Origin of the sequence: Collinsella aerofaciens, from assembly GCF_040926185.1 — a bacterium.
Lineage (GTDB): Bacteria > Actinomycetota > Coriobacteriia > Coriobacteriales > Coriobacteriaceae > Collinsella > Collinsella aerofaciens_BC.
The window spans coordinates 149,973-170,809 of the sequence record NZ_JBCOIQ010000001.1 but is presented as its reverse complement, the minus strand read 5'-3'; the positions used below and the strand labels follow the sequence as shown (position 1 = coordinate 170,809).

General features: G+C 61.2%; 16 protein-coding genes and 2 tRNA genes. 17 read left to right on the top strand and 1 reads right to left on the bottom strand.

The window, feature by feature from the left end:
* Nucleotides 1-239: 239 nt before the first annotated feature.
* Nucleotides 240-315: transfer RNA gene (locus tag AB5750_RS00815), tRNA-Val, on the bottom strand.
* A 187-nt stretch (nt 316-502) separates the two neighbouring features.
* Here AB5750_RS00815 and asnB point away from each other — a divergent pair.
* The 17 genes from asnB (at nt 503) to AB5750_RS00730 (ending at nt 20,687) form a co-directional block, all read left to right on the top strand.
* Nucleotides 503-2,383 (top strand): asparagine synthase (glutamine-hydrolyzing), encoded by a 1,881-nt coding sequence (asnB, locus tag AB5750_RS00810; RefSeq protein WP_195920120.1) that lies wholly within the window; start codon nt 503-505, stop codon nt 2,381-2,383.
* Between the two features lie 112 nt (nt 2,384-2,495).
* A complete protein-coding gene (locus tag AB5750_RS00805; RefSeq protein WP_195920121.1) occupies nt 2,496-4,058 on the top strand; it encodes a Mur ligase family protein in 1,563 nt (520 codons plus the stop codon).
* 107 nt (nt 4,059-4,165) lie between these two features.
* Nucleotides 4,166-5,077 (top strand): HAD family hydrolase, encoded by a 912-nt coding sequence (locus tag AB5750_RS00800; RefSeq protein WP_138113161.1) that lies wholly within the window; start codon nt 4,166-4,168, stop codon nt 5,075-5,077.
* A gap of 51 nt (nt 5,078-5,128) precedes the next feature.
* On the top strand, nt 5,129-6,013 hold the full coding sequence (murI, locus tag AB5750_RS00795; protein WP_349073907.1) for a glutamate racemase: 885 nt from the start codon (nt 5,129-5,131) through the stop codon (nt 6,011-6,013).
* A gap of 54 nt (nt 6,014-6,067) precedes the next feature.
* Nucleotides 6,068-6,793, top strand: coding sequence for a ribonuclease PH (gene rph, locus AB5750_RS00790; protein ID WP_368145076.1), 726 nt, complete (start codon nt 6,068-6,070; stop codon nt 6,791-6,793).
* Between the two features lie 143 nt (nt 6,794-6,936).
* Nucleotides 6,937-7,578, top strand: coding sequence for an RdgB/HAM1 family non-canonical purine NTP pyrophosphatase (gene rdgB, locus AB5750_RS00785; protein ID WP_368145075.1), 642 nt, complete (start codon nt 6,937-6,939; stop codon nt 7,576-7,578).
* 3 nt (nt 7,579-7,581) lie between these two features.
* Nucleotides 7,582-8,028, top strand: coding sequence for a D-aminoacyl-tRNA deacylase (gene dtd, locus AB5750_RS00780; RefSeq protein ID WP_148331907.1), 447 nt, complete (start codon nt 7,582-7,584; stop codon nt 8,026-8,028).
* A gap of 183 nt (nt 8,029-8,211) precedes the next feature.
* Nucleotides 8,212-8,508, top strand: coding sequence for a Veg family protein (locus AB5750_RS00775; RefSeq protein ID WP_006234957.1), 297 nt, complete (start codon nt 8,212-8,214; stop codon nt 8,506-8,508).
* Between the two features lie 2 nt (nt 8,509-8,510).
* Complete coding sequence (ispE, locus tag AB5750_RS00770; protein WP_368145073.1) at nt 8,511-9,407, top strand: 4-(cytidine 5'-diphospho)-2-C-methyl-D-erythritol kinase; 897 nt, start codon at nt 8,511-8,513, stop codon at nt 9,405-9,407.
* A 49-nt stretch (nt 9,408-9,456) separates the two neighbouring features.
* A tRNA-Pro gene (locus AB5750_RS00765) sits at nt 9,457-9,533 on the top strand.
* Nucleotides 9,534-9,645: 112 nt separating this feature from the next.
* On the top strand, nt 9,646-9,921 hold the full coding sequence (gene tatA / locus AB5750_RS00760) for a twin-arginine translocase TatA/TatE family subunit (RefSeq protein WP_022094895.1): 276 nt from the start codon (nt 9,646-9,648) through the stop codon (nt 9,919-9,921).
* A gap of 106 nt (nt 9,922-10,027) precedes the next feature.
* The gene (greA, locus tag AB5750_RS00755; RefSeq protein WP_006234960.1) at nt 10,028-10,498 is read left to right on the top strand and encodes a transcription elongation factor GreA; all 471 of its coding nucleotides are present in this window, start codon (nt 10,028-10,030) and stop codon (nt 10,496-10,498) included.
* 79 nt (nt 10,499-10,577) lie between these two features.
* Entirely contained in the window at nt 10,578-12,542 is a 1,965-nt protein-coding gene (lysS, locus tag AB5750_RS00750; protein ID WP_022094894.1) for a lysine--tRNA ligase, read from the top strand.
* 320 nt (nt 12,543-12,862) lie between these two features.
* The gene (locus AB5750_RS00745) at nt 12,863-14,431 is read left to right on the top strand and encodes a threonine/serine exporter family protein (protein WP_368145071.1); all 1,569 of its coding nucleotides are present in this window, start codon (nt 12,863-12,865) and stop codon (nt 14,429-14,431) included.
* Between the two features lie 313 nt (nt 14,432-14,744).
* Nucleotides 14,745-15,293, top strand: a complete 549-nt coding sequence (locus AB5750_RS00740) for a DUF2798 domain-containing protein (protein ID WP_022094319.1) — start codon at nt 14,745-14,747, stop codon at nt 15,291-15,293.
* Nucleotides 15,294-15,574: 281 nt separating this feature from the next.
* Nucleotides 15,575-20,014 carry an acyl-CoA dehydratase activase gene (locus tag AB5750_RS00735; RefSeq protein WP_368145070.1) on the top strand — a complete coding sequence of 1,480 codons (4,440 nt, stop codon included), beginning with the start codon at nt 15,575-15,577 and terminating at the stop codon, nt 20,012-20,014.
* Entirely contained in the window at nt 19,998-20,687 is a 690-nt protein-coding gene (locus tag AB5750_RS00730; RefSeq protein ID WP_055309426.1) for a TetR/AcrR family transcriptional regulator, read from the top strand. The genes AB5750_RS00735 and AB5750_RS00730 overlap by 17 nt, the downstream gene beginning before the upstream one ends.
* Nucleotides 20,688-20,837: the final 150 nt, after the last annotated feature.

Genomic DNA, 20,837 nt, shown 5'->3' with positions numbered 1-20,837 from the left:
TCTGCGATGGGCCCAAAAAAGAAAGGCTCCCATTGCTGGGAGCCTATCAAATCAGTGGTGGGCGATGAGGGATGTCCGCGTGCGGCTGGCGCCGCCCGCTTCCGCTTCGGGCCTGCGGCCCTCGCGTGCTGCGCTGGAAAACGCTTCGCGTTTCCTCAGCTCCGCACCCTGGCGGGTTCGAATCCCATGAAATGGGCGCAAACAAAACGGTCCCCTTGCGAGGACCGTTTCCAATTCAGTGGTGGGCGATGAGGGATTCGAACCCCCAGCCTTGTGCGTGTAAAGCACCTGCGCTAACCGTTGCGCCAATCGCCCGTGCGGAGAGAGTATAGCAAAACAATCGCCTCATTCATCTCATATCCATTAAAGGTAACTGGCACGTGTCGCAGCGGAGCTGATTCAGTTGAGATTGCCTGAACATTCCGCCCCTCTTTACGCCCTCGGGTATACTCAAAAGCTACTGATTCGATTTGATGCCCAGCAACAGCAGAGGGGATAGTATATGTGCGGTTTTGTCGGTTTTGTCGGTGGGACGGATAACCAATCCGAGGTGCTCACCAAGATGATGGACCGCATCGTCCATCGCGGTCCCGACATGGGCGGTCAGTTTATCGACGGCCGCGTTGCCCTCGGCTTCCGCCGCTTGTCGATCCTCGACCTGACCGAGGCCGGCGCTCAGCCCATGGCCAATGAGGACGGCAGCGTCGTCATTGTCTTCAACGGTGAGATCTACAACTTCCAAGAACTCCGTTCCGAGCTCGAAGCCAAGGGCTACAAGTTCCATTGCGGCGCCGACACCGAGAGCCTCCTGCACGGCTACGAGGAGTGGGGCGAGGCTGTCCTCGATCGCCTGCGCGGTATGTACGCCTTCGTCATCTGGGACAAAAAGAAGAACAAGCTTTTTGGCGCCCGTGACATCTTTGGCATCAAGCCGCTTTACTACTATCCCATGGCCGATGCGGGCGACGGCGCTCCGGGCGTGCTCTTTGGTTCCGAGATCAAGAGCTTCCTGGACTACCCGCACTTCCACAAGGCGGTCAACAAAAAGGCCCTGCGTCCGTACATGACGCTGCAGTATTCGGCAACCGAGGAGACCTTCTTCGAGGGTGTCTACAAGCTGCCGCCGGCGCACTACTTTACCGTCGATATCCCGACCGGCAAGATGAACATCGAGCGCTACTGGGATTGCGATTACTCTGCCGTCGAGAAGCCGTTCGAGGAGTACGTCGACGAGCTGGACGAGGTCGTGCACGAGAGCGTCGAGGCCCATCGCATCGCCGACGTCAAGGTCGCGTCGTTCCTCTCCGGTGGCGTCGACTCCAGCTACATCGCCGCTTGCCTCATGCCCGACAAGACCTTCTCGGTGGGCTTTGACTACAAGAACTTCAACGAGACCAACTACGCCAAGGAGCTTTCCGATAAGCTCGGCGTCGAAAACGTTCGCAAGATGATTACCGCCGACGAGTTCTTCGGTGCGCTCGAGGACATCCAGTATCACATGGACGAGCCGCAGTCCAACTTGTCTTCCGTGCCGCTGTGGTTCTTGGCCGAGATGGCCCGCAAGGACGTTACCGTCGTGCTTTCGGGCGAAGGCGCCGACGAGCTCTTTGGTGGCTACGCCTACTACGAGGACACGGTCCCGGTGCGCAAGTACAAAAAGATGGTGCCGCTGCCCGTCCGTCGCGCGCTCGGTAACCTGGCGCTGCATATGCCGTACTTCAAGGGACATAACTTCCTGGTCAAGGGTGCCGAGATCCCCGAGAAGTCGTTCCTGGGACAGGCTCTGGTATGGCCGGAGCGCGAGGTCGACGGCGTGCTCAAGCCCGAGTACAACACCGGCGACGGCGCCTTCGAGCTTGCCGCTCCCATCTATGCGCGCGTGAAGGGTCAGCCCGAGCTGGTCAAGAAGCAGTACCTGGACATGAACATGTGGCTCCCGGGCGACATTCTGCTCAAGGCCGACAAGATGTGCATGGCACACTCACTGGAGCTGCGCGTGCCCTTCCTGGACCGCAAAGTCATGGAGTTCGCCGAGCACATTCCCGACCGCTACCGCATCAACGAGAACGGCAACAAACAGGTACTCCGCCACGCTGCCAACAAGTCGCTGCCCGATGAGTGGGCCACCCGTCCCAAGGTGGGCTTCCCGGTGCCGATTGTCTACTGGCTGCGCGAGCAAAAGTGGTACGACTATGTCAAGGAGTACTTCACCGCGCCGTGGGCAAGCGAGTTCTTCAATACCGACGAGCTCATGCACCTGCTCGATCTGCACTTTGCGGGCAAGGGCGATTTCCAGCGCAAGATCTATACGCCGCTCGTGTTCCTAGTGTGGTACAAGCGCTTCTTTATCGACGAGGGCCAGCCTTCTGTTCAGGCTGCCTAGTCTCGGCTTACGAATGCCTGCGCGTAACGGCTCCTCCGGGAGCCGTTTTTGCGCGAGCACGTTTCAGTTACTATGAAAACCGTCCCTGCCAAATGGCTGAGAAAGGTGAAAGATGCACCATTCGGATTCCGCGACCGTGACCACGGTCGATACGCTTGCCAAGCTTCTCGGTGTGTGCGGCGAGCTGCGCGCATCGGAGCAGGTTGACGAGCGTGCCGTGACCGGCTGCTCGTTTGATTCGCGCGCGGTCTCGGCAGGTGACGTATTCTTTTGCAAAGGTGCTGCCTTTAAGCCCGCGTTTTTGAGCATGGCGCTCGATGCGGGCGCCGTCGCATTTGTGTGCGAGGAGTCGCTGGTCGAGTCTCTGGAGCCGCTGGCGCAGGAGAGCGGTGCTGCGATGCTGGTTGTTGATAGTGTTCGCACGGCCATGGCCCTGTTGCCGCCGGAGGTCTACGACCGTCCTGACCACGACGTCAAGATCGTGGGCATCACCGGCACCAAGGGAAAGACCACGGCCGCTTTTATGCTCCAGTCCATCATCAAGGCGGCGGGCGAGTCCTGCGGCATGATCGGCTCGGTGAGTACCGACGATGGTATCGAGTGCTACGAGAGCACCAACACCACGCCCGAGGCCCCCGAGGTTTGGCGCCATATCGCCAACTGCCGCACGTCCGGTCGCCAGTCCATGGTCATGGAGGTCTCGAGCCAGGCGCTCAAGTACCAACGCGTCGAGAATCTGCCGTTTGACGTGGCGTGCTTCCTCAACATCGGCCGCGACCACATCTCGCCGATCGAACACCCCACGTTTGAGGATTATTTTGAGAGCAAACTCAGGATCTTTGACCAGGCAAAGACTGCCGTGGTGAATCTGGGCACCGAAGAGGTCGACCGTGTGCTGGAGGCAGCGTCGACGGCCGAGCGCTTGGTGACAGTTGGCGTCGAGCATCCCGAGGCGAGCCTGTGGGCGAGCGACGTACGCATGGTCGGCTTTAGCATCGAGTTCAACTTGCATGGCCTGTGTGCCGACGAGTCCGAGGCGGGGGAGAAGGTCCTGCTGGGCATCGCGGGCGACTTTAACGTGGAAAACGCGCTGGTCGCTATCGCCGCCGCGCGCGAGATCGGCATCGGTATCGAGGCTATCAAGAAGGGCCTCTCCAAACTGCGTGTGCCGGGCCGTATGGAGGTCGTGGAGTCGAAGGACGGCCGCGTGATCTGCGTCGTCGACTATGCGCACAACCAGCTTTCGTTCCGTTCGCTTTTCTCGTCGGTCAAGCGCGCGTTTCCCGCCAGCCCGGTCATCGCGGTGTTTGGCGCTGCCGGCGGCAAGGCGCAGGAGCGCCGCGAGCAGCTTCCGCGCGAGGCCGCACCGTATTCCGACCTGATGATCTTTGCCAATGAGGACCCGGCTCACGAGGACCCGATGAAGGTCTGTCGCGAGCTTGCCGAACATGTTCCCGACGATACGCCGAACAAGATCATCCTCGATCGCGAAGCTGCCGTGCATGCGGCGTTCAAGGCGGCGCGCGAGGAGTACGTCAACCCCGATGCTCCTACCATTGTCTTGCTGCTGGCAAAGGGTGACGAGGAGCTCATGCACGTGGGCGACGAGTTCGTGCCCATCGAGAGCGACCTTTCGTTGGCCAATCGCCTGATCGATGTTACCCAGTTTGACTAATGAACCATGATGGCGGCGGCGCCCTGAGTGCGCTGTCGCCATAAGCGTGTTCCCTCAATCAAAACATGCCGTCCAAGTCCAAATCCTTCTACGTAAACGGAGTAACCATGTCCCACAATACCCTGCCGACCGTTGCCGAGCTTTCGGGCGAGATGCGCGAGCGCTTGGCCAAGGTCAAGTACGTCTTTACCGACCTGGATGCCACGATGCTCGCGCCCGGCTCGTGCGTGCTGCGCGACAACGACGGCAACCCTTCGACCAAACTCGTCGAGGCCGTCGTGGCGCTCGCTCGCGCTGGTATCCAGGTGGTTCCCACCTCGGGCCGCAACCGTACCATGATCCACGAGGACGCGCGCGTGCTCGGCCTCAACTCCTACATCGGCGAGATGGGCGGCCTGGTCATGTACGACCTCAAAGCCAACGATTGGGAGTATCTGACCGGCGACATGCCTTACGACCCCGCCTGCGGCCTTACTCCGCACCAGGTGATCGAGCAGACCGGCGTGTGCGAGAAGATCCTTGCCCGCTGGCCGCACAAGATCGAGTACCACAACGACATGTCGACCGGCTACAAGTACCGTGAGGTCACCGTCGGCATGCGCGGCGATGTGCCCGACGATGAGGTCCAGGCCATCCTGGACGAGGCCGGCTGCGGTCTGGTCTGGGCTTGCAACGGCCATCTGACGCACCTGTCCAAGCCGACGACGCTCGAGCTTAATCGCGTCGAGGACGGTCGCGCCTTCAACATCAATCCGGCGGGTCTTAACAAAGGCGTTGCCATTGCGCGCTTCTGCGAGCACCTGGGGATCGAGCGCGAGGAGACGCTTGCGCTCGGCGACTCCGAGTCCGACTTCTACATGGCCGACCATGTTGGCATGTTCTGCCTGGTCGAGAACGGTCTGACGAGCGCCGGTGCCCCGGAGTTCTTGGACGCCTGCGACAATGCCTATATTACGCGCGGCAAGATTGTCGACGGTTGGGTGGCAACGGCCGAGCTGCTGGTCGCAGCCCGTTCGTAGCGCGACGCATCACGATTGGTCGCATTTTTCGAGAGAGAATCTGGTGAGGTAATGTCCGATATCGATAATATGGCCGGGGACACGCGTCCGATCGGCGTGTTCGACTCGGGCCTGGGCGGCTTGACGGTCGCGCGCGCGATCGCAACGGCACTTCCGCACGAGTCCGTCTACTATTTCGGTGACACTAAGCGCTGCCCTTATGGCACCCGCACCGAGGACGAGGTTCGCTCGTTTGCGTTGCAGGCGGGTCGTTGGCTTTCGAAGCACGACGTCAAGATTATGGTCATCGCCTGCAACACGGCGACCGCTGCGGCCTTGCGTCTGGCCCAGCAGGTGCTCGACGTTCCCGTGATCGGCGTGATCGCGCCGGGTGCCCGTGCGGCAATCAACAGCACCCGCTCGCGTCGTGTGGGCGTGCTCGCCACCAACCTCACCATTCGCTCGGGCGCCTACACGCGCGCCATTCAGGATCTAGATGCCGGCGTCGATGTATACGGCTGTCCTGCCTCGAGCTTTGTCGAGGTTGTCGAACACGAGCTCGCCTCGGGTGCACATCTGCAGGAACAGTGGCTTGAGAACGAGGACATCTTCGATACGCCTGCCGTGCGTGCGCTGGTGGGTGCCACGGTTGAGCCGCTGCGCGACCACGGTATCGATACCGTGGTGCTCGGCTGTACGCATTTTCCGCTGTTGGTGGGACCTATCCGGCATGCGCTGGGGCCTGGGGTGCGCGTCGTGAGTTCCGCCGAGGAGACCACGCGCGAGCTGACCGATATCCTCACGCGCCGCGAGCAGCTGGCGGGCGACGCCGCCGAGCCGCAGCATCGTTTTGCCACGACGGCCGATAACATTGCCGAGTTTGCGGTGGCGGGCAGCTTTATCTTTGGTCAGCCGCTCAAGAGCATCGAACACATCGATATCGATGAGCTGAAATAGATGTAAGGCAGCCGCCAAAGCCTTCGCCACATCTTTTGCCGAAAGGATATTTCTATGGAGTACATGCAGGTCAACCGCGCCAACGGTCGCGCCGCCAACGAGTTGCGCCCCGTTAAGCTCACCCGTGGCGTCATGAAGCACGCCCACGGCTCGTGCCTGGCCGAGTTCGGCGACACGCGCGTGCTGTGCGCCGCCACTATCGAGGAGGGCGTGCCGGGCTGGCGAAAGGGAGCTAAGGCCGGCTGGGTGACCGCGGAATACGCCATGCTGCCGGCGTCGACCGGCAAGCGCTGCAAGCGCGAGCACGCCAACCGCAAGGGTCGCTCCATGGAGATCGAGCGCCTCATTGGCCGCAGCCTGCGTACCGTCGTCAACATGAAGGCGCTCGGCGAGTACACCGTCACCGTCGACTGCGATGTGATTCAGGCCGATGGCGGCACGCGTACAGCGAGCATCACCGGCGCCTGGGTGGCGCTGCACGACGCCCTCGCCATGTGGGTCGAGGCGGGCAAGATCGATCGCATCCCGCTTACCGGCCAGGTGGCTGCCATCTCCATGGGCGTTGTCGACGGCAATACGCTGCTTGACCTCGATTATTCCGAGGACAGCCATGCCGAGGTCGACATGAACCTCGTCGCCACCGACACCGGTGAGATGATCGAGCTCCAGGGTACCGGCGAGCAGGCGCCCTTCGACCGCAAGCGCCTCAACGCCCTGCTCGACCTGGGCGACAAGGGTATCGCCGAGCTCATCGAGCTTCAGCGCCAAGCCCTCGCTTAACCTGCCAAAAAGGGACAGGTTTATTTTGGTAGGTTTTATCTGCTGAGACGTCTAGACACAAGACTGCCGTTGATTGAGAGGGGAGAGGCGGAGACCCTCGTTGCCCTCGGCGCGGCATTGCTATAGAGACAAGGAGGCCAGTCATGGCACTTGAGAAGATTGACATCGACACCCTCGACCCGGTGGCGACCATCGTCGTGGCAACGGGCAACGCCCATAAGCTCACCGAGATCGAGGCCATTTTGGGCAAGGTCATGCCCGAGGTGCGCTTTGTGGCGCTCGGCCAGCTGGGTGATTTTGAGGATCCCGAGGAAAACGGCACGACGTTTTTGGAGAACGCCATCATCAAGGCCCAAGCCGCGGTTGAGGAGACGGGCCTTATGGCCATCGCCGACGATTCGGGCTTGGTCGTCGACGCGCTGGACGGTGAGCCCGGTGTGTATAGCGCGCGCTATGCGGGCGTGCACGGCGACGATGCCGCCAACAACGCCAAGCTTCTCGTTAACCTGGAAGGCGTGGCAGATGAGGACCGCACCGCGCGCTTTATGAGCGTCGTCGCGCTCATCGACACGGACGGTCTGGTCACCTATGGCGAGGGCGCCTGCGAGGGCGTTATCGCGCACGAGGGCCGCGGCGACCATGGTTTTGGCTATGACCCGCTGTTCCTGCCGGTCGACACGCCGGGCAAGACCATGGCCGAGCTGACGGCTGACGAGAAGAACGCCATCAGCCATCGTTTCCACGCGCTCGAGCATCTGTCCGCCAAGCTGACGGGCGAGGAGTAGGCCATGCGTGCGGTGGTGCAGCGCGTGCTCAACGCCGGCGTGACGGTCGACGGCGAGTGCGTGGGCCGCATTGGACGCGGCTACCTGGTGCTGCTGGGTGTGGGCCATGGCGATACGCGTGCCGAGGCCGACAAGCTGTGGGGCAAGCTCCGCGGGCTGCGTATCAACGAGGACGAGAACGGCAAGACCAATCTGGCGCTTGCCGATGTCGACGGCGAGGTGCTCGTGGTGTCGCAGTTCACGCTGTTCGCCGACTGCCGCCACGGTCGCCGCCCGTCGTTTACGGATGCCGGCGCACCCGATGTTGCCAACGAGCTCTACGAGTACTTCCTGACGCTTGTGCACGAGGACGTTGAGCATGTGGCGCACGGTATCTTTGGCGCCGACATGAAGGTCGACCTGGTCAACGACGGTCCGTTCACCATCGTCCTCGATACCGACAATCTTTAGGTTACGCGGTTTTACCAAACCGCGTAACAACTGGTCATGCGAGGTTGTCGTCTGGTACGTATTTGGGACCGGGCTTATTTAGCTACTTGCGTATGGCCACAACAGGGTGCTATAGTATTAGAGTTTTGTCTATCTTAGGGGTATTATCCCCTTTTTGAATTGCACCTTCTGGAGGCCCTGTTCATGGAAGAGATGGAAGTCAATCACGTCGACGACATCCACGAGAAGCTGACCGATATGGTGGGCGATCGCGTCAAGGTTAAGGCCAACATGGGCCGTACCCGCGTCGTCGAGCGCATGGGCACCATCAAGAGCGTCCACCCGGCCGTCTTCATTGTCGAGGTTGACGAGCGTCGTGGCCGCAAGTCGCGTCAGTCCTACCAGTATATCGATGTGCTCACCGGTCAGGTCGAGCTGTTCGACCCCGAGAGCGGCGAGCACATCTTTACCCCGCTCGGCAATCAGCTCGAGGAGCATTAACGGTGACCGATTGGTCCCTGACTCTTTCCGCGCCGGCAAAGATTAACCTCTACCTGGGGGTTCATACCGAGCGCGATGACCGCGGCTACCACAGGGTCGATTCCCTGATGGCGGCCGTCGGTCTTTCCGATACCGTGACGGTCACGCCGGCGCAGGCGCTGACCGTCCAGACGGTTCCAGCATCAGATTTTCCCATGCAAAAGAATACGGCGTATCGGGCTGCGGTTGCTATGGCCGAGCATTATGGTCGCGAGGCAAACATCTGCGTGACGATTGAGAAACGCATTCCATTGTGCGCCGGCTTGGGCGGCCCCTCGACGGATGCGGCCGCGGTCATTGTCGCCTTGGCAGAGCTCTGGGGCATTGATCGCACCGACCCCGTGCTCGACGATATTGCGCGGGGCATTGGTGCTGACGTCCCGTTCTTTTTGCACGCGAGTCCTGCGTTCTACGTAGGTGGGGGAGACGTGCTGGCAACTGAGTACCCCGCGCTGCCTGCGACGCCCGTCGTGCTGGTCAAGCCGCGCGAGGCAAGCGTTTCGACAATTGAAGCCTATCGACGTTTTGACGAGGCCCCGGTGCCTGCGGACAAGCCCGGCGCGATAGCTTCTGCCTTGCGTGCTGGTGATGCCGAGACGGCATATGCACTCATCCATAACAACCTTGGTGTCATTTCCGCACAGATGGAGTCGCAGATTCAAACGGTCCTCGACTGGCTGCGTAAACAGGACGGAACCGTTGCTGTAGATGTGTGCGGATCGGGTGCCTGCTCGTTTGCCATTTGCGACACCGCTGCCACGGCCGAAAGGCTTGCCGATGCTGCCCAGCAAAATGGCTGGTGGGCCTGCGCGACTGAGCTTATTCCCAACACGGTTCAAATCGACGCTTCAAAGAAATAAAAATTTCTCTAGCACGCGGCGAAAATCTTTGTTACTATAGTCGAGCTAACGGGTTGTGGCTCAGTTTGGTAGAGCACTGCGTTCGGGACGCAGGGGTCGCTGGTTCAAATCCAGTCAACCCGACCAGAGCATGAGGAGGGACCGCTTCTTGCGGTCCCTTTTTTTAGCTAGTGTTGTGATACCGCGATACCCGCGGTATACTCATTCGAGCTTGTCTCGCTGTATTGTGGAGGTCTACATGTTTGGACTGAGGGCTCCTGAGCTCATCATTATTCTCGTCGTTGTCCTGATTATCTTCGGGCCCAAGAACCTGCCGAAGCTCGGCAAGTCCCTCGGCTCTACCGTCAAGAATATCCGTGAGGGTATGGAGGGCGACGATAAGGCCGAGACCAAGCAGGCCGAGGAGGTCGTGGTCGAGCAGTCCGAGGAGGACAAGGAGATCGCTGAGCTCGAGGCCAAGCTCGCTGCTGCCAAGAAGAAGCAGGCAGAGGACAGCGACGCGGACGCAGAGTAGTCCCATCCCTTTGGGGTGAGCACCTGACCGGCTTGCCCGCAGGCTAGCCGGTCTTTTTCGTTTTGTTGACAGTTGATTGTTTGATCAGAGTTGGGGAGATATCCGTATGGACGCAAGCCAGATCGTACTGACCGCTGAGGGCCGCCAGAAGCTCGTCGAGGAGCTCGCTTGGCGTGAGGGCGATTACGCCAAGGAGATCGTCGAGGACATCAAGGAAGCCCGCGCGTTCGGCGACCTTTCGGAGAACTCCGAGTACGACGCCGCTAAGGACAAGCAGGCCCAGAACGCCGCTCGTATTGCCGAGATCCAGGCCATCCTCGCCAACGCTCAGGTTGCTGCCACCACGGGCGACCTGACCGTCTCCATCGGTTCCACCGTTTCGCTGATTGATCCCAACGGCGAGGTCATGGAAGTCACGCTCGTCGGTACCACCGAGACCAACTCGCTCGAGCACAAGATTTCCAACGAGTCTCCGGTCGGTCACGCCATCATCGGTCACGGCGAGGGCGACTCCGTCGAGGTCGTTACGCCTTCCGGCAAGACTCGCGTCTACACCATCGCCAAGATCGCACGCTAGACCACGGTCCCGCGTAAAGGTATGTTTTCGCTCCCTGGGACCGAATCCTGGGGAGCGTTTTAGTTTGAGGAGCTAACTTATGGCAGAGAACCAGAACGCCGCCGATCAGGCATCGACGCTCAACGACGAGCGCGCCACCCGCCTGGCCAAGCGCGCCGCCCTGTTCGAGGCGGGCCAGAACCCCTATCCTGAGCACTCTGAGCTTGAGGACTACGTCGCCGATATCGAGACTAAGTACGCCGATCTTGCCGATGGTGAGGACACCGAGGATGTCGTGAAGATCGCCGGCCGTGTGGTCGCCAAGCGCGGTCAGGGCAAGATCATGTTCATCGTCGTGCGCGATGCGACTGCCGAGATTCAGCTGTTCTGCCGCATCAACGACATGGACGAGGCTGCCTGGAATACGCTCAAGGCCCTCGACCTGGGCGACATCCTGGGCGTGACCGGCGTGGTCGTGCGCACCCAGCGCGGTCAGCTTTCCGTTGCCCCTAAGAGCGCGACCCTGCTTTCCAAGGCCGTTCGTCCGCTGCCCGAGAAGTTCCACGGTCTTTCCGACAAGGAGACCCGCTATCGCCAGCGCTACGTCGACCTGATCGCCAACGACGACGTTCGCGAGACCTTCCGTAAGCGTTCGCAGATTCTCTCCACCTTCCGTCGCTTTATGGAGTCCGACGGCTACATGGAGGTCGAGACCCCCATCCTGCAGACCATCCAGGGCGGCGCTACTGCCAAGCCGTTCATCACTCACTTCAACGCGCTCGATCAGGAGTGCTACCTGCGTATTGCCACCGAGCTGCACCTCAAGCGCTGCATCGTCGGTGGTTTTGAGCGCGTGTTCGAGATCGGCCGCATCTTCCGTAACGAGGGCATGGACCTTACCCACAACCCCGAGTTCACCACGATGGAGGCCTACCGTGCCTTCTCCGACCTCGAGGGCATGAAGGCGCTCGCCCAGGGTGTCATTAAGGCAGCTAACAAGGCCATCGGCAACCCCGAGGTCATCGAGTACCAGGGCCAGACCATCGACCTTTCTGGTGAGTGGGCCAGCCGTCCCATGACCGACATCGTCTCCGACGTGCTCGGCAAGCAGGTCACCATCGACACGCCGGTCGAGGAGCTTGCTGCCGCCGCGCGCGAGAAGGGCCTGGAGATTAAGCCCGAGTGGACCGCCGGCAAGATTATCGCCGAGATTTACGATGAGCTGGGCGAGGATACCATCGTCAACCCGACCTTCGTGTGCGATTACCCCATCGAGGTCAGCCCGCTCGCCAAGCGTTTTGAGGACGACCCGCGCCTGACGCACCGCTTTGAGCTGGTCATCGCCGGCCACGAGTACGCCAACGCATTCTCCGAGCTCAACGACCCGGTCGACCAGGCTGAGCGCTTTGCTGCCCAGATGGCCGAGAAGGCCGGCGGCGACGATGAGGCTATGGAGTATGACGAGGACTACGTGCGCGCCCTCGAGTACGGTATGCCTCCCGCGGGCGGCATTGGCATTGGTATCGACCGCGTGGTCATGCTGCTTACTAACCAGGCTTCTATCCGCGACGTCCTGCTGTTCCCGCACATGAAGCCCGAGAAGGGTTTCCAGTCCGGTGCCGCTGCCGCCAAGGCTGCAGAGGCCGGCAACGCCGCGAGCCCATTCGTTAAGTCGCTTAAGCCCACGCTCGATTACTCCAAGATCGCCGTTGAGCCGCTGTTTGAGGAGTTCGTCGACTTTGATACCTTCTCCAAGAGCGATTTCCGCGCAGTGAAGGTCAAGGCATGCGAGGCCGTCAAGAAGTCCAAGAAGCTGCTGAACTTTACGCTCGACGACGGTACCGGTACCGACCGCACCATCCTCTCCGGTATTCACGCTTATTACGAGCCCGAGGACCTGGTCGGCAAGACCTTGCTCGCCATCACCAACCTGCCTCCGCGCAAGATGATGGGCATCCCCAGCTGCGGCATGCTCATCAGTGCCATCCACGAGGAGGATGGTGAGGAGCGCCTCAACCTGATCCAGCTCGACGCTTCCATCCCCGCCGGCGCAAAGATGTACTAGGGGGTTACGGCGTTTTGCCAAACGCCGTAACCAGTTGACGCTGCAAGCCCGCCAGAGCGGCAATCTGCCTTTCAACTTCGGCGGCATGACCAAAAGGTCAATGCCGCCTTGTTTCAAGGCACCTTGCTCGCTCTGGCGGGCTTTCGCTGTCGTTGCCAAGGCATCGGCGTTGCCTTGGCTGTCAATAGTCATTGTGGACGTTCTTAAACGACTACCCACGGCTATTGCGCGCATGGTTCGCATGACAGTCGTCTCTTTTATGTCTCCTTTAGCCGCTGCTGCCTAGGATGGGAGTTAGTCAGTAGGAAGGGAGCGCCTGTATGGACGACGCGAGCGAGCGTGCAATCGAAGAGGACATGCTCGATCAGTTCAATTACTTTGACGATGAGGATGAGGAGCTGATCGATCGTCGCGAGCCGGCATCGCTTGACTCATTTGATCTGGTCGATGAAGAGCCCGACGAGGACGAGGTCGAATCGGCGGAACCCCCACAGCCTTCGCACCTCGATTCGCTATTCTCGAGAGTTCCTATGCACCACGGCGTTCGTGCCGGCGCGCTTCATATGAAAACTGACTGGCACCAGATCGTGACAGCAGACGATGAACTTGCCGTCGATGCGCCGCTCACCGATAAGTCATCCATCATCTGCCGCACCGGCATGCTTATGCTGGCAAGCGGAACAGGCGCCTGGCGCGTGCGCGATACCATGAATCGTGTTGCCGCCGTACTCGGCGTCACGATTCACGTCGACCTGAGTCTTCTGTCGTTTGAGTGCACCTGCATCGAAGACGGCCACTGCTTTAACGAGGTCGTCAGCCTACCCACAACGGGGGTCAATACTCATCGCATTTGGATGATGGAGAGCTTCTTAAAGGAAATCGAGATTTACGGGCGCCGTTTTACCGTGCACGAGTATCACGAGATGCTCAGGACCGTTGAGAGCTCAAAGCCCGATTACTCTCCCTGGCAACAGGGCCTTGCGGCAGCCTGTGCTTGCGGCGCCTTCGTCTTTTTGCTCGGCGGCGGCCCTATCGAGATGGCCTGTGCATTCGTAGGCGCTGGTGTCGGTAACTTTGCTCGCTCCCATATTCTCAAGCAAGGCCTTGGTCAGTTCAGCGCGCTGACGACTGGTGTTGCGCTCGCTTGCGTTTCGTATCTGCTGGCATTGCTCGGCCTTGGCCAGGTCATACCGGGGGCAATGTCGCACCAAGAAGGCTATATCGGCGCCATGCTCTTTGTGATTCCCGGCTTTCCGCTCATTACGGCAGGCCTCGACATCGCTAAGCTCGACATGCGAAGCGGTATCGAGCGCCTTTCATATGCCGTATCGATTATTGTGATGGCGACGCTCGTAGGTTGGATGGTTGCCGAGTGTGTTGGCCTGGCGCCGGACGACTTTGCCCCACTGGGCCTTTCGCCGCTTGCCCTTACGCTCCTACGCGTGGTGATGAGCTTCGTTGGCGTATTCGGCTTCTCGGTGATGTTCAACAGCCCGGTAAAGATGGCCGCGGCAGCTGGGTTGATCGGCGCCGTGTCCAATACCCTGCGTCTGACCCTTGTCGATGCGCCGACGATGATTCCCTTCCTGGGCCTCAGCACGGGAATGCCTCCCGAGGCAGCAGCGTTTATCGGCGCGCTGGTATCGGGTCTGCTGGCAAGCTTGGCCGAAGTCAAGCTCACCTACCCGCGTATCGCCCTCACGGTGCCTTCGATTGTCATTATGGTGCCGGGTTTGTATCTGTATCGCTCGATGTATTACATGTGCACCTTCGACACAGTCAATATGCTCGGCTGGTTTGTGCGCGCAGTGCTCATCGTGGCGTTTTTGCCCGTTGGCCTGGGTGTGGCGCGTACGCTCACCGACCCTCGCTGGCGCCACACCAGCTAATTGGTGCAAGGGAGACAGGTTACTTTGCACCAAATGAGTTGCGGTGAAATAGGGACTGAATTGCTGCTTAAAGGGTCAAAACAGTCCGTATTCCACCGCAACTTATGGGGTCGGGGGATTATCGGTGCCCTGCATCTTCATAAACTCAACGCTTACGAAGCGCATGCGTTTCGTGCTAGGCTGGTTCCACCACATAAGTAGTCGCAGACGCGCGTACCACGGGCGGGCGAGATGAAGTTCCAACAGCTCCATCTTGCCCGCCCGTTTTTGTTGCGTGGCGCCGCGGTACAACACAGAGAGGAATCTGCCCTTTATGCCTATCAACAAACGAGAGAGCCTGCTGTTCACCTTTATCATGTGCTTTTGCATGGTGCTCTGGATGAGCATCTACAACGTTGCCCTGCAGCACGGGGCCATCAACGGCGAGGTCGTTGCCACTGCGTGGCTCGGCTTCCCCGTTGCCTACATTTTTGCCATGTGCTGCGACTGGTTCGTCGCCAGCCCGCTCGCCAAGGGTTTCGCCTTTAAGTACTTGGTCACGCCGGGCAAGAGCTCGCCACTTGCCATGACGCTCGCCGTCAGCTCCTGCATGGTCGTTCCCATGGTCATCATCATGTCGCTGTACGGTGCCTGTGAGGGTCTGACGCACATGCCCGGCGGCATCCTTGCGAACCTGTATTCCGTGCCCGCGATCTGGATGATCAACATCCCGCATAATTTTGTGATGGCGCTGCCGTGGAACCTTTTGGTAGCCGGTCCGATTTCCCGCTTCGTCTTCCGTCGCGCCTTCCCTGTGGGGACGGTTTTCGAGGAGGAGCATGCCGAGCTCTTGGAGCAGGCTATGGCTCCTGAGTGCGAGTAGCTCGCTTAGGGATCTGCTGAGCGCGGGCGACTTGCTTGGTTGGAGCCCTAAGCGTGGATAGCTCTCTCGGCGACATCGCGGGCGTGAGCGGTGCGCATGACCGGAGGGCCCGTGCTGCTCCGTTGCCCGACGTGCTAGCGCGCAGAACAATCTGTTGGTGCATTCGGCGGCTGCTGAAGCGTTTCGGCAGCCGCTTTTTATACGGAGTTTAAATACAACAGTCTGTTGTATTACGTAGAGTGGTATATCTCTAGCGGGAAAAATGCGAGAGACGGAGCATTATGGCGTTGCTAGTAGGACTGGACGTAGGGTCGACGACGACCAAAGTTTACGCGATGCACGAGGATATGACCGAGGCGTGGTGGGGATATCGCCGCCACGGGGCGTGTCAGACAGCGAGCGTGCGCGCCATGCTCGGCGAGCTCGCCGAGCGCTTTCCCCATGAGTCACTGCGCGTTGCGGTGACCGGCTCGGGTGCGCGCGATATCGCGACCGTGCTGGGCGCCTCGTACGTTCAGGAGGTGGTCGCCAACGCGCTCGCGATCAGCAGGTTCTATCCGCAGACGCGCTGCGCCATCGAGCTGGGCGGCCAAGACGCCAAGATGATCTTCTTCCGCACCAACGATAAGGGAGACATCGAGGTTGCCGACATGCGCATGAACGGCTCGTGCGCAGGCGGTACCGGTGCATTTATCGACGAGATGGCAAAGCTCATGGGGGTCGGCACCGAATCGGGCGAGTTCGAGCAGCTCGCAAGCCGGGGAACGACCGTCCACGAGGTCTCGGGCCGCTGCGGCGTGTACGCAAAGACCGATATCCAGCCGCTGCTCAACGAGGGCATTCCTACCACCGACCTGGCGCTTTCGGCGCTTCACGCGGTCGCCCGCCAAACGATCGGCGGTCTGGCCCAGGGTATCGACATCGAGCCGCCGGTAATCTTCGAGGGCGGTACGCTCGCCTACAACCCCACACTGGTCCGCGTGTTCCGGGAGCAACTGAATCTATCGGACGATCAGGTTATCGTCCCGCGCGATCCGCAGATCATGGTCGCGCGCGGTGCCGCCCTGTCGCTGACCGACATGTTCGCATCGTCCCGACCGATCGACCTTCCCGACGCTTTTGTCCGGCTGGATAAGCTCGAGACGGTCGCGCCCGCAAGCGGGGAGGGACGTCTTGCCCAGCCCTTTTTTGCCACACCTGCCGAGCAGGCGGATTTTACGGCACGCCATGGCAAAGAGACGCCGGCAAAGGGTCCGGATGCGTATGCGCCCGGAGAGACGGTGCGTGTGGCGCTCGGTATCGATTCGGGGAGCACGACGACCAAGTTCGCCCTGGTCGATGAGGCGGGTGAGCTTGTCGATTCGTTCTACGCGTCTAATAACGGCAGACCGCTCGACGTCGCCCAACAGGGTCTTGTCAGCTTGAAGAACCGCTGGGAGACAGCGGGAGTCACGCTTGCGATCGATGCCGTGGGCACCACGGGATACGGCGAGGAGCTTTTCGCGCGCGCGTTCCACGCCGACTACCATACGGTCGAGACGGTCGCGCACGCCCGCGCCGCGTGCGCATGCGTTCCCGATGCGACCTTCGTGCTCGACATCGGCGGACAGGATATGAAGGCCATCTGGCTCAACCACGGCGTGCTGACCGATATCGTCGTCAACGAGGCGTGCTCTGCGGGCTGCGGCTCGTTCCTCGAGGGTTTTGCCAAAAACCTCGGAATAGCCGTTGAGGATATCGCGACCGAGGCATTTTCGTCCAAAGCCCCCGCCGTTCTCGGCAGCCGCTGCACGGTGTTCATGAACAGCAGCGTCGTTTCCGAGCAGCGGCGCGGTAAGGGTCCGGGCGACATCATGGCCGGTCTCTGCCGTTCGATTATCGAGAACGTGTTCACCAAGGTCATTCGCGTTTCAAATCTCAACCGTCTGGGCGACAAAGTCGTCGTCCAGGGCGGCACGTTCCGAAACGACGCGGTGCTGCGCGCATTCGAGCAGTATCTGGGCAAACCCGTCACGCGTGCGCCCCACCCGGGGCTGATGGGCGCTATCGGTATCGCCCTGCTCGCGCGCGAGGAATGCCGCAAGGGCGACGCCGGCACGTCGTTTATCGGGCTCGATGCCGTGGAGCGCTTCGAGCATCGCGAGTTCGGCGGCGTTACCTGCCGTCGGTGCAACAACCGCTGCCAGCGCGCGGTCGTGGCATTTGGCGACGGCTCGCTTTACGTCACGGGCAATCGCTGCCCGCGCGGCGGCGCCATCTCATGGGATGAGCTCGTGCGCGAGGTTCCCGCGGCGGAGGAGCTGCGTCCGCAGGGTGCTTGCGAGGCACAGGCACCCGGCACGGGGCGCGACCGGACCGCGGCTGCCCCCAATCTCTTTGTCGACCGCGAGAAGCTGCTGTTCGAGTCGTACCCCACGGTTCCCGTCAGCGGGGGGCGCGATGTCACGATCGGCATTCCCCGTGTGCTCGAGTTCTGGGACACCATGCCGTTCTGGTCGACGTTCTTCAGCACGCTCGGCTTTAAGGTGCGCGTCTCGGGGCGCAGCACCAAGGCGATGTGCGAGCGCGGTCTGGCGCACGTCACATCCGACACCGTGTGCTTCCCGGCCAAGCTCGTCCACGGGCACATCCGCAATCTCGTCGACGCCGGCGTCGACCGCATCTTCATGCCCATCATCACGACGGTGCCCACCGAAAACACCGCCTCTACCAGCGAGTGGATGTGCGCCGTCGTAAAGGGATACCCCTACGTGATGCGCAATTCCGATAACCCGGAGGAGCGTTTCGGCGTTCCGTTCGATACGCCGCTGTTCCACTGGTACGACGAGGGCGACCGAAACCGCCAGCTCAAGGCGTGGTGCAAGGAGACCTTCGATATCGATGCCGACCTGGTTGCCAAGGCGACCGAGCAGGCGGACCGCGCGCAGGAGACGTTTGAGAACCAGCTGCAGCTGCGCGGCAGGCAGGTGCTCGAGAACGTGCACGAGGACGGCGGCTACGCGGTGGTGATCGCTTCGCGCCCGTACCACAACGACCCGCTGGTCAACCACGGGCTGCCCAAGCTCTTCTCTGAGCGCGGCATCCCCGTGCTGACGCCCGATGCGGTGCCGGGGGTCTGCAACGTCGATCTTTCCAACAGCCGCATCGACATCGTGAACAACTACCATGCGCGCATGCTGTCGTGCGCGGTCATCGTCGCATCGACGCCCGAGCTCGAGCTCGTGCAGATGGGCAGCTTCGGCTGCGGCCACGATGCGTATCTCACCGACGAGATCGCGCGCATGATGGGCGAGATGGGCTCCAAGGTTCCGATGATGATCAAGCTCGATGAGAGCGACGTCGCCGGTCCCATGGGCATTCGCGTGCGTTCGTTTATCGAGTCGGTCAACCGTCGTCGCGCGGAGGAGCGTGCCGAGGGCGCCCGGGTGCACGCGGTCCATCCGCTCGACGACCCGTATAAGGTCAAGTACACCAAGCGCGACCGGCACGACAAGATCGCGCTGGTCCCCAACACCTCCCATGCGTTCTGCAGGCTCATGACCGCGGCGATGCGCAATCAAGGCGTGCGCGCCGAGGCCCTTGATATCGGGCGCGAGGATGCCATCCGCCTGGGCAAACGCTATGTGCACAACGACATCTGCTTCCCCGCGCAAATCGTGATCGGCGAGGCGCTCGCGGCACTCGAGAGCGGTAAGTACGACCCGCACGACGTCGCCGTGGTGACTGGCAAGTATATCGGCGACTGCCGCCTGACGCACTACATGCCCCTGCTGCGCCGCGCGCTCGACGACGCGGGATACGACTATGTCCCGGTGCTCACCAACGACGACGTCGATGCCCACAATGCGCATCCGGGCTTCAAGCTCGGCCTTGGCCCGAGCATCCAGATCGCCTACGGTCTTCCCATGATCGATGCCCTCGAGGCCATGCTTAGGCGCATCCGTCCCTACGAGCTCGAGAAGGGCGCGGCGGACGCTGCGTTCGACCGCGCGCTCGATGAGGTTATCGAGGGCATGGAGCGCTCCGGGCTGAGAGGCCAGGCGACGGGCTTCAAACGCGCGCTTGCGATCATGGACGCCGTTCCGTACGACCGCTCGAACCCGCATCCGACCGTTCTCATCGTGGGCGAGTACCTGCTCAATTTCCATCTCGGCGCCAACCACGAGATCGAGCGCTACCTCGAGGACAACGGGCTCGAGGTCATCGAGGCGCGCATGACCGACGTGATCCGCAAGACCTATTTCTACAAGCATGCGCAGTCGCGCGAGTTCCACGTCGACCTGTCGCTGCCCGAAAAGGCCTGGTACGCCACGGCGGACAACCTGTTCGAGCTCGCGCACGACCGTTGCGACCGCCTGGGCGCGGCGAGCCCGCTCTACGAGCCGCCGACGCGCATGCCCGAGCTCGTGCGCGCGAGCGATAAGATCCTGCACCATACGTTCGATGCGGGCGAGGGCGTGCTGATTCCGGCGGAGATTCTCGAGCACGCCAAGCGCGGCTGCCGCAACTTCGTGATCCTGCAGCCGTTCGGGTGTCTGCCCAACCATGTCGTGGGGCGCGGGCTCATCCATGCGCTCAAGGAGCAGTATCCCACGGCGCAGTTCCTGCCGCTCGACTACGATCCCGACGTGAGCTTCGCCAACGTGGAGAACCGTCTTCAGATGCTCATCATGAACGCCAAGGCGCAGGGGTGCGGTGAGGCGCATGGCGAGACCGCGTAAGGACGCCGATGCGCCCGATGCACGCACCCGTATCATCGAGGCGTTTTGGGAGCTCATCGAGAACAACAGCATCTTCGAGCTGTCGGTTGGCGAGGTGACCCGCGCCGCCCAGTGCAATCGCGGAACGTTTTACTACTATTTTCACGATTTCGATGAACTCGTCGCCATCGCCATAGCCCAGCTGCTGCAGGATAACGAGCTCATCACCGATGCCCTCTGGCATTTTTCGAGCGAGGGCGACCTTTCGGCGTTCGACCGGCGCGACGTCCGCTGCCTGCTGCGGCGCATCGTCATCACCATGAGGGCGGGTGCCGCCGAGCAGGTCGTGCAGGGCATCCATACGATCATCATCGACCGCGTGAGAGAGATCGTCCACCCCGACGGAGAAGAGCTCAAGGCAGATTCGAGCTTTGCGGTGGGCTTTCTGGTCTCGGGCATCATGGGCTTTGTGATGGCGGTCGGCTTTGCCCGGGAGGGCGGCGAGGAGATAGACCTCGAGCAGCCGGGGGACAGCGCGTGCGCGTACCTGAGGGCGGTCGCCATGCAGACGGTGGAAACGGTCGCGCAAGTCGAGGGCGTCGATACATCCGAGCTGCTCGAACGCGTCTCCAAGGAGGCCGATGCCTATCGCGCATCGCGTGCGACGAGTCCCGACGTGGTGAAAGACGCCTAGGGTTTCTCTTGCGGGGCGCCTGTCGCGCATCGCGCGGTGAGTCCCGCGATGCGGTCATAACCTGCATTCATGTGAGCCGGGTTTATAGATATTCCTCCAGCTGTTAACATAGACAACCTGTGGGTAAAGAGACAAAAGCGCCGCCGACGG

Coding starts and splice junctions, on each gene's coding strand:
- asnB (WP_195920120.1), top strand. CDS start 503: ATGTGCGGTTTTGTCGGTTTTGTCGGTGGGACGGATAACCAATCCGAG.
- AB5750_RS00805 (WP_195920121.1), top strand. CDS start 2,496: ATGCACCATTCGGATTCCGCGACCGTGACCACGGTCGATACGCTTGCC.
- AB5750_RS00800 (WP_138113161.1), top strand. CDS start 4,166: ATGTCCCACAATACCCTGCCGACCGTTGCCGAGCTTTCGGGCGAGATG.
- murI (WP_349073907.1), top strand. CDS start 5,129: ATGTCCGATATCGATAATATGGCCGGGGACACGCGTCCGATCGGCGTG.
- rph (WP_368145076.1), top strand. CDS start 6,068: ATGGAGTACATGCAGGTCAACCGCGCCAACGGTCGCGCCGCCAACGAG.
- rdgB (WP_368145075.1), top strand. CDS start 6,937: ATGGCACTTGAGAAGATTGACATCGACACCCTCGACCCGGTGGCGACC.
- dtd (WP_148331907.1), top strand. CDS start 7,582: ATGCGTGCGGTGGTGCAGCGCGTGCTCAACGCCGGCGTGACGGTCGAC.
- AB5750_RS00775 (WP_006234957.1), top strand. CDS start 8,212: ATGGAAGAGATGGAAGTCAATCACGTCGACGACATCCACGAGAAGCTG.
- tatA (WP_022094895.1), top strand. CDS start 9,646: ATGTTTGGACTGAGGGCTCCTGAGCTCATCATTATTCTCGTCGTTGTC.
- greA (WP_006234960.1), top strand. CDS start 10,028: ATGGACGCAAGCCAGATCGTACTGACCGCTGAGGGCCGCCAGAAGCTC.
- lysS (WP_022094894.1), top strand. CDS start 10,578: ATGGCAGAGAACCAGAACGCCGCCGATCAGGCATCGACGCTCAACGAC.
- AB5750_RS00745 (WP_368145071.1), top strand. CDS start 12,863: ATGGACGACGCGAGCGAGCGTGCAATCGAAGAGGACATGCTCGATCAG.
- AB5750_RS00740 (WP_022094319.1), top strand. CDS start 14,745: ATGCCTATCAACAAACGAGAGAGCCTGCTGTTCACCTTTATCATGTGC.
- AB5750_RS00735 (WP_368145070.1), top strand. CDS start 15,575: ATGGCGTTGCTAGTAGGACTGGACGTAGGGTCGACGACGACCAAAGTT.
- AB5750_RS00730 (WP_055309426.1), top strand. CDS start 19,998: ATGGCGAGACCGCGTAAGGACGCCGATGCGCCCGATGCACGCACCCGT.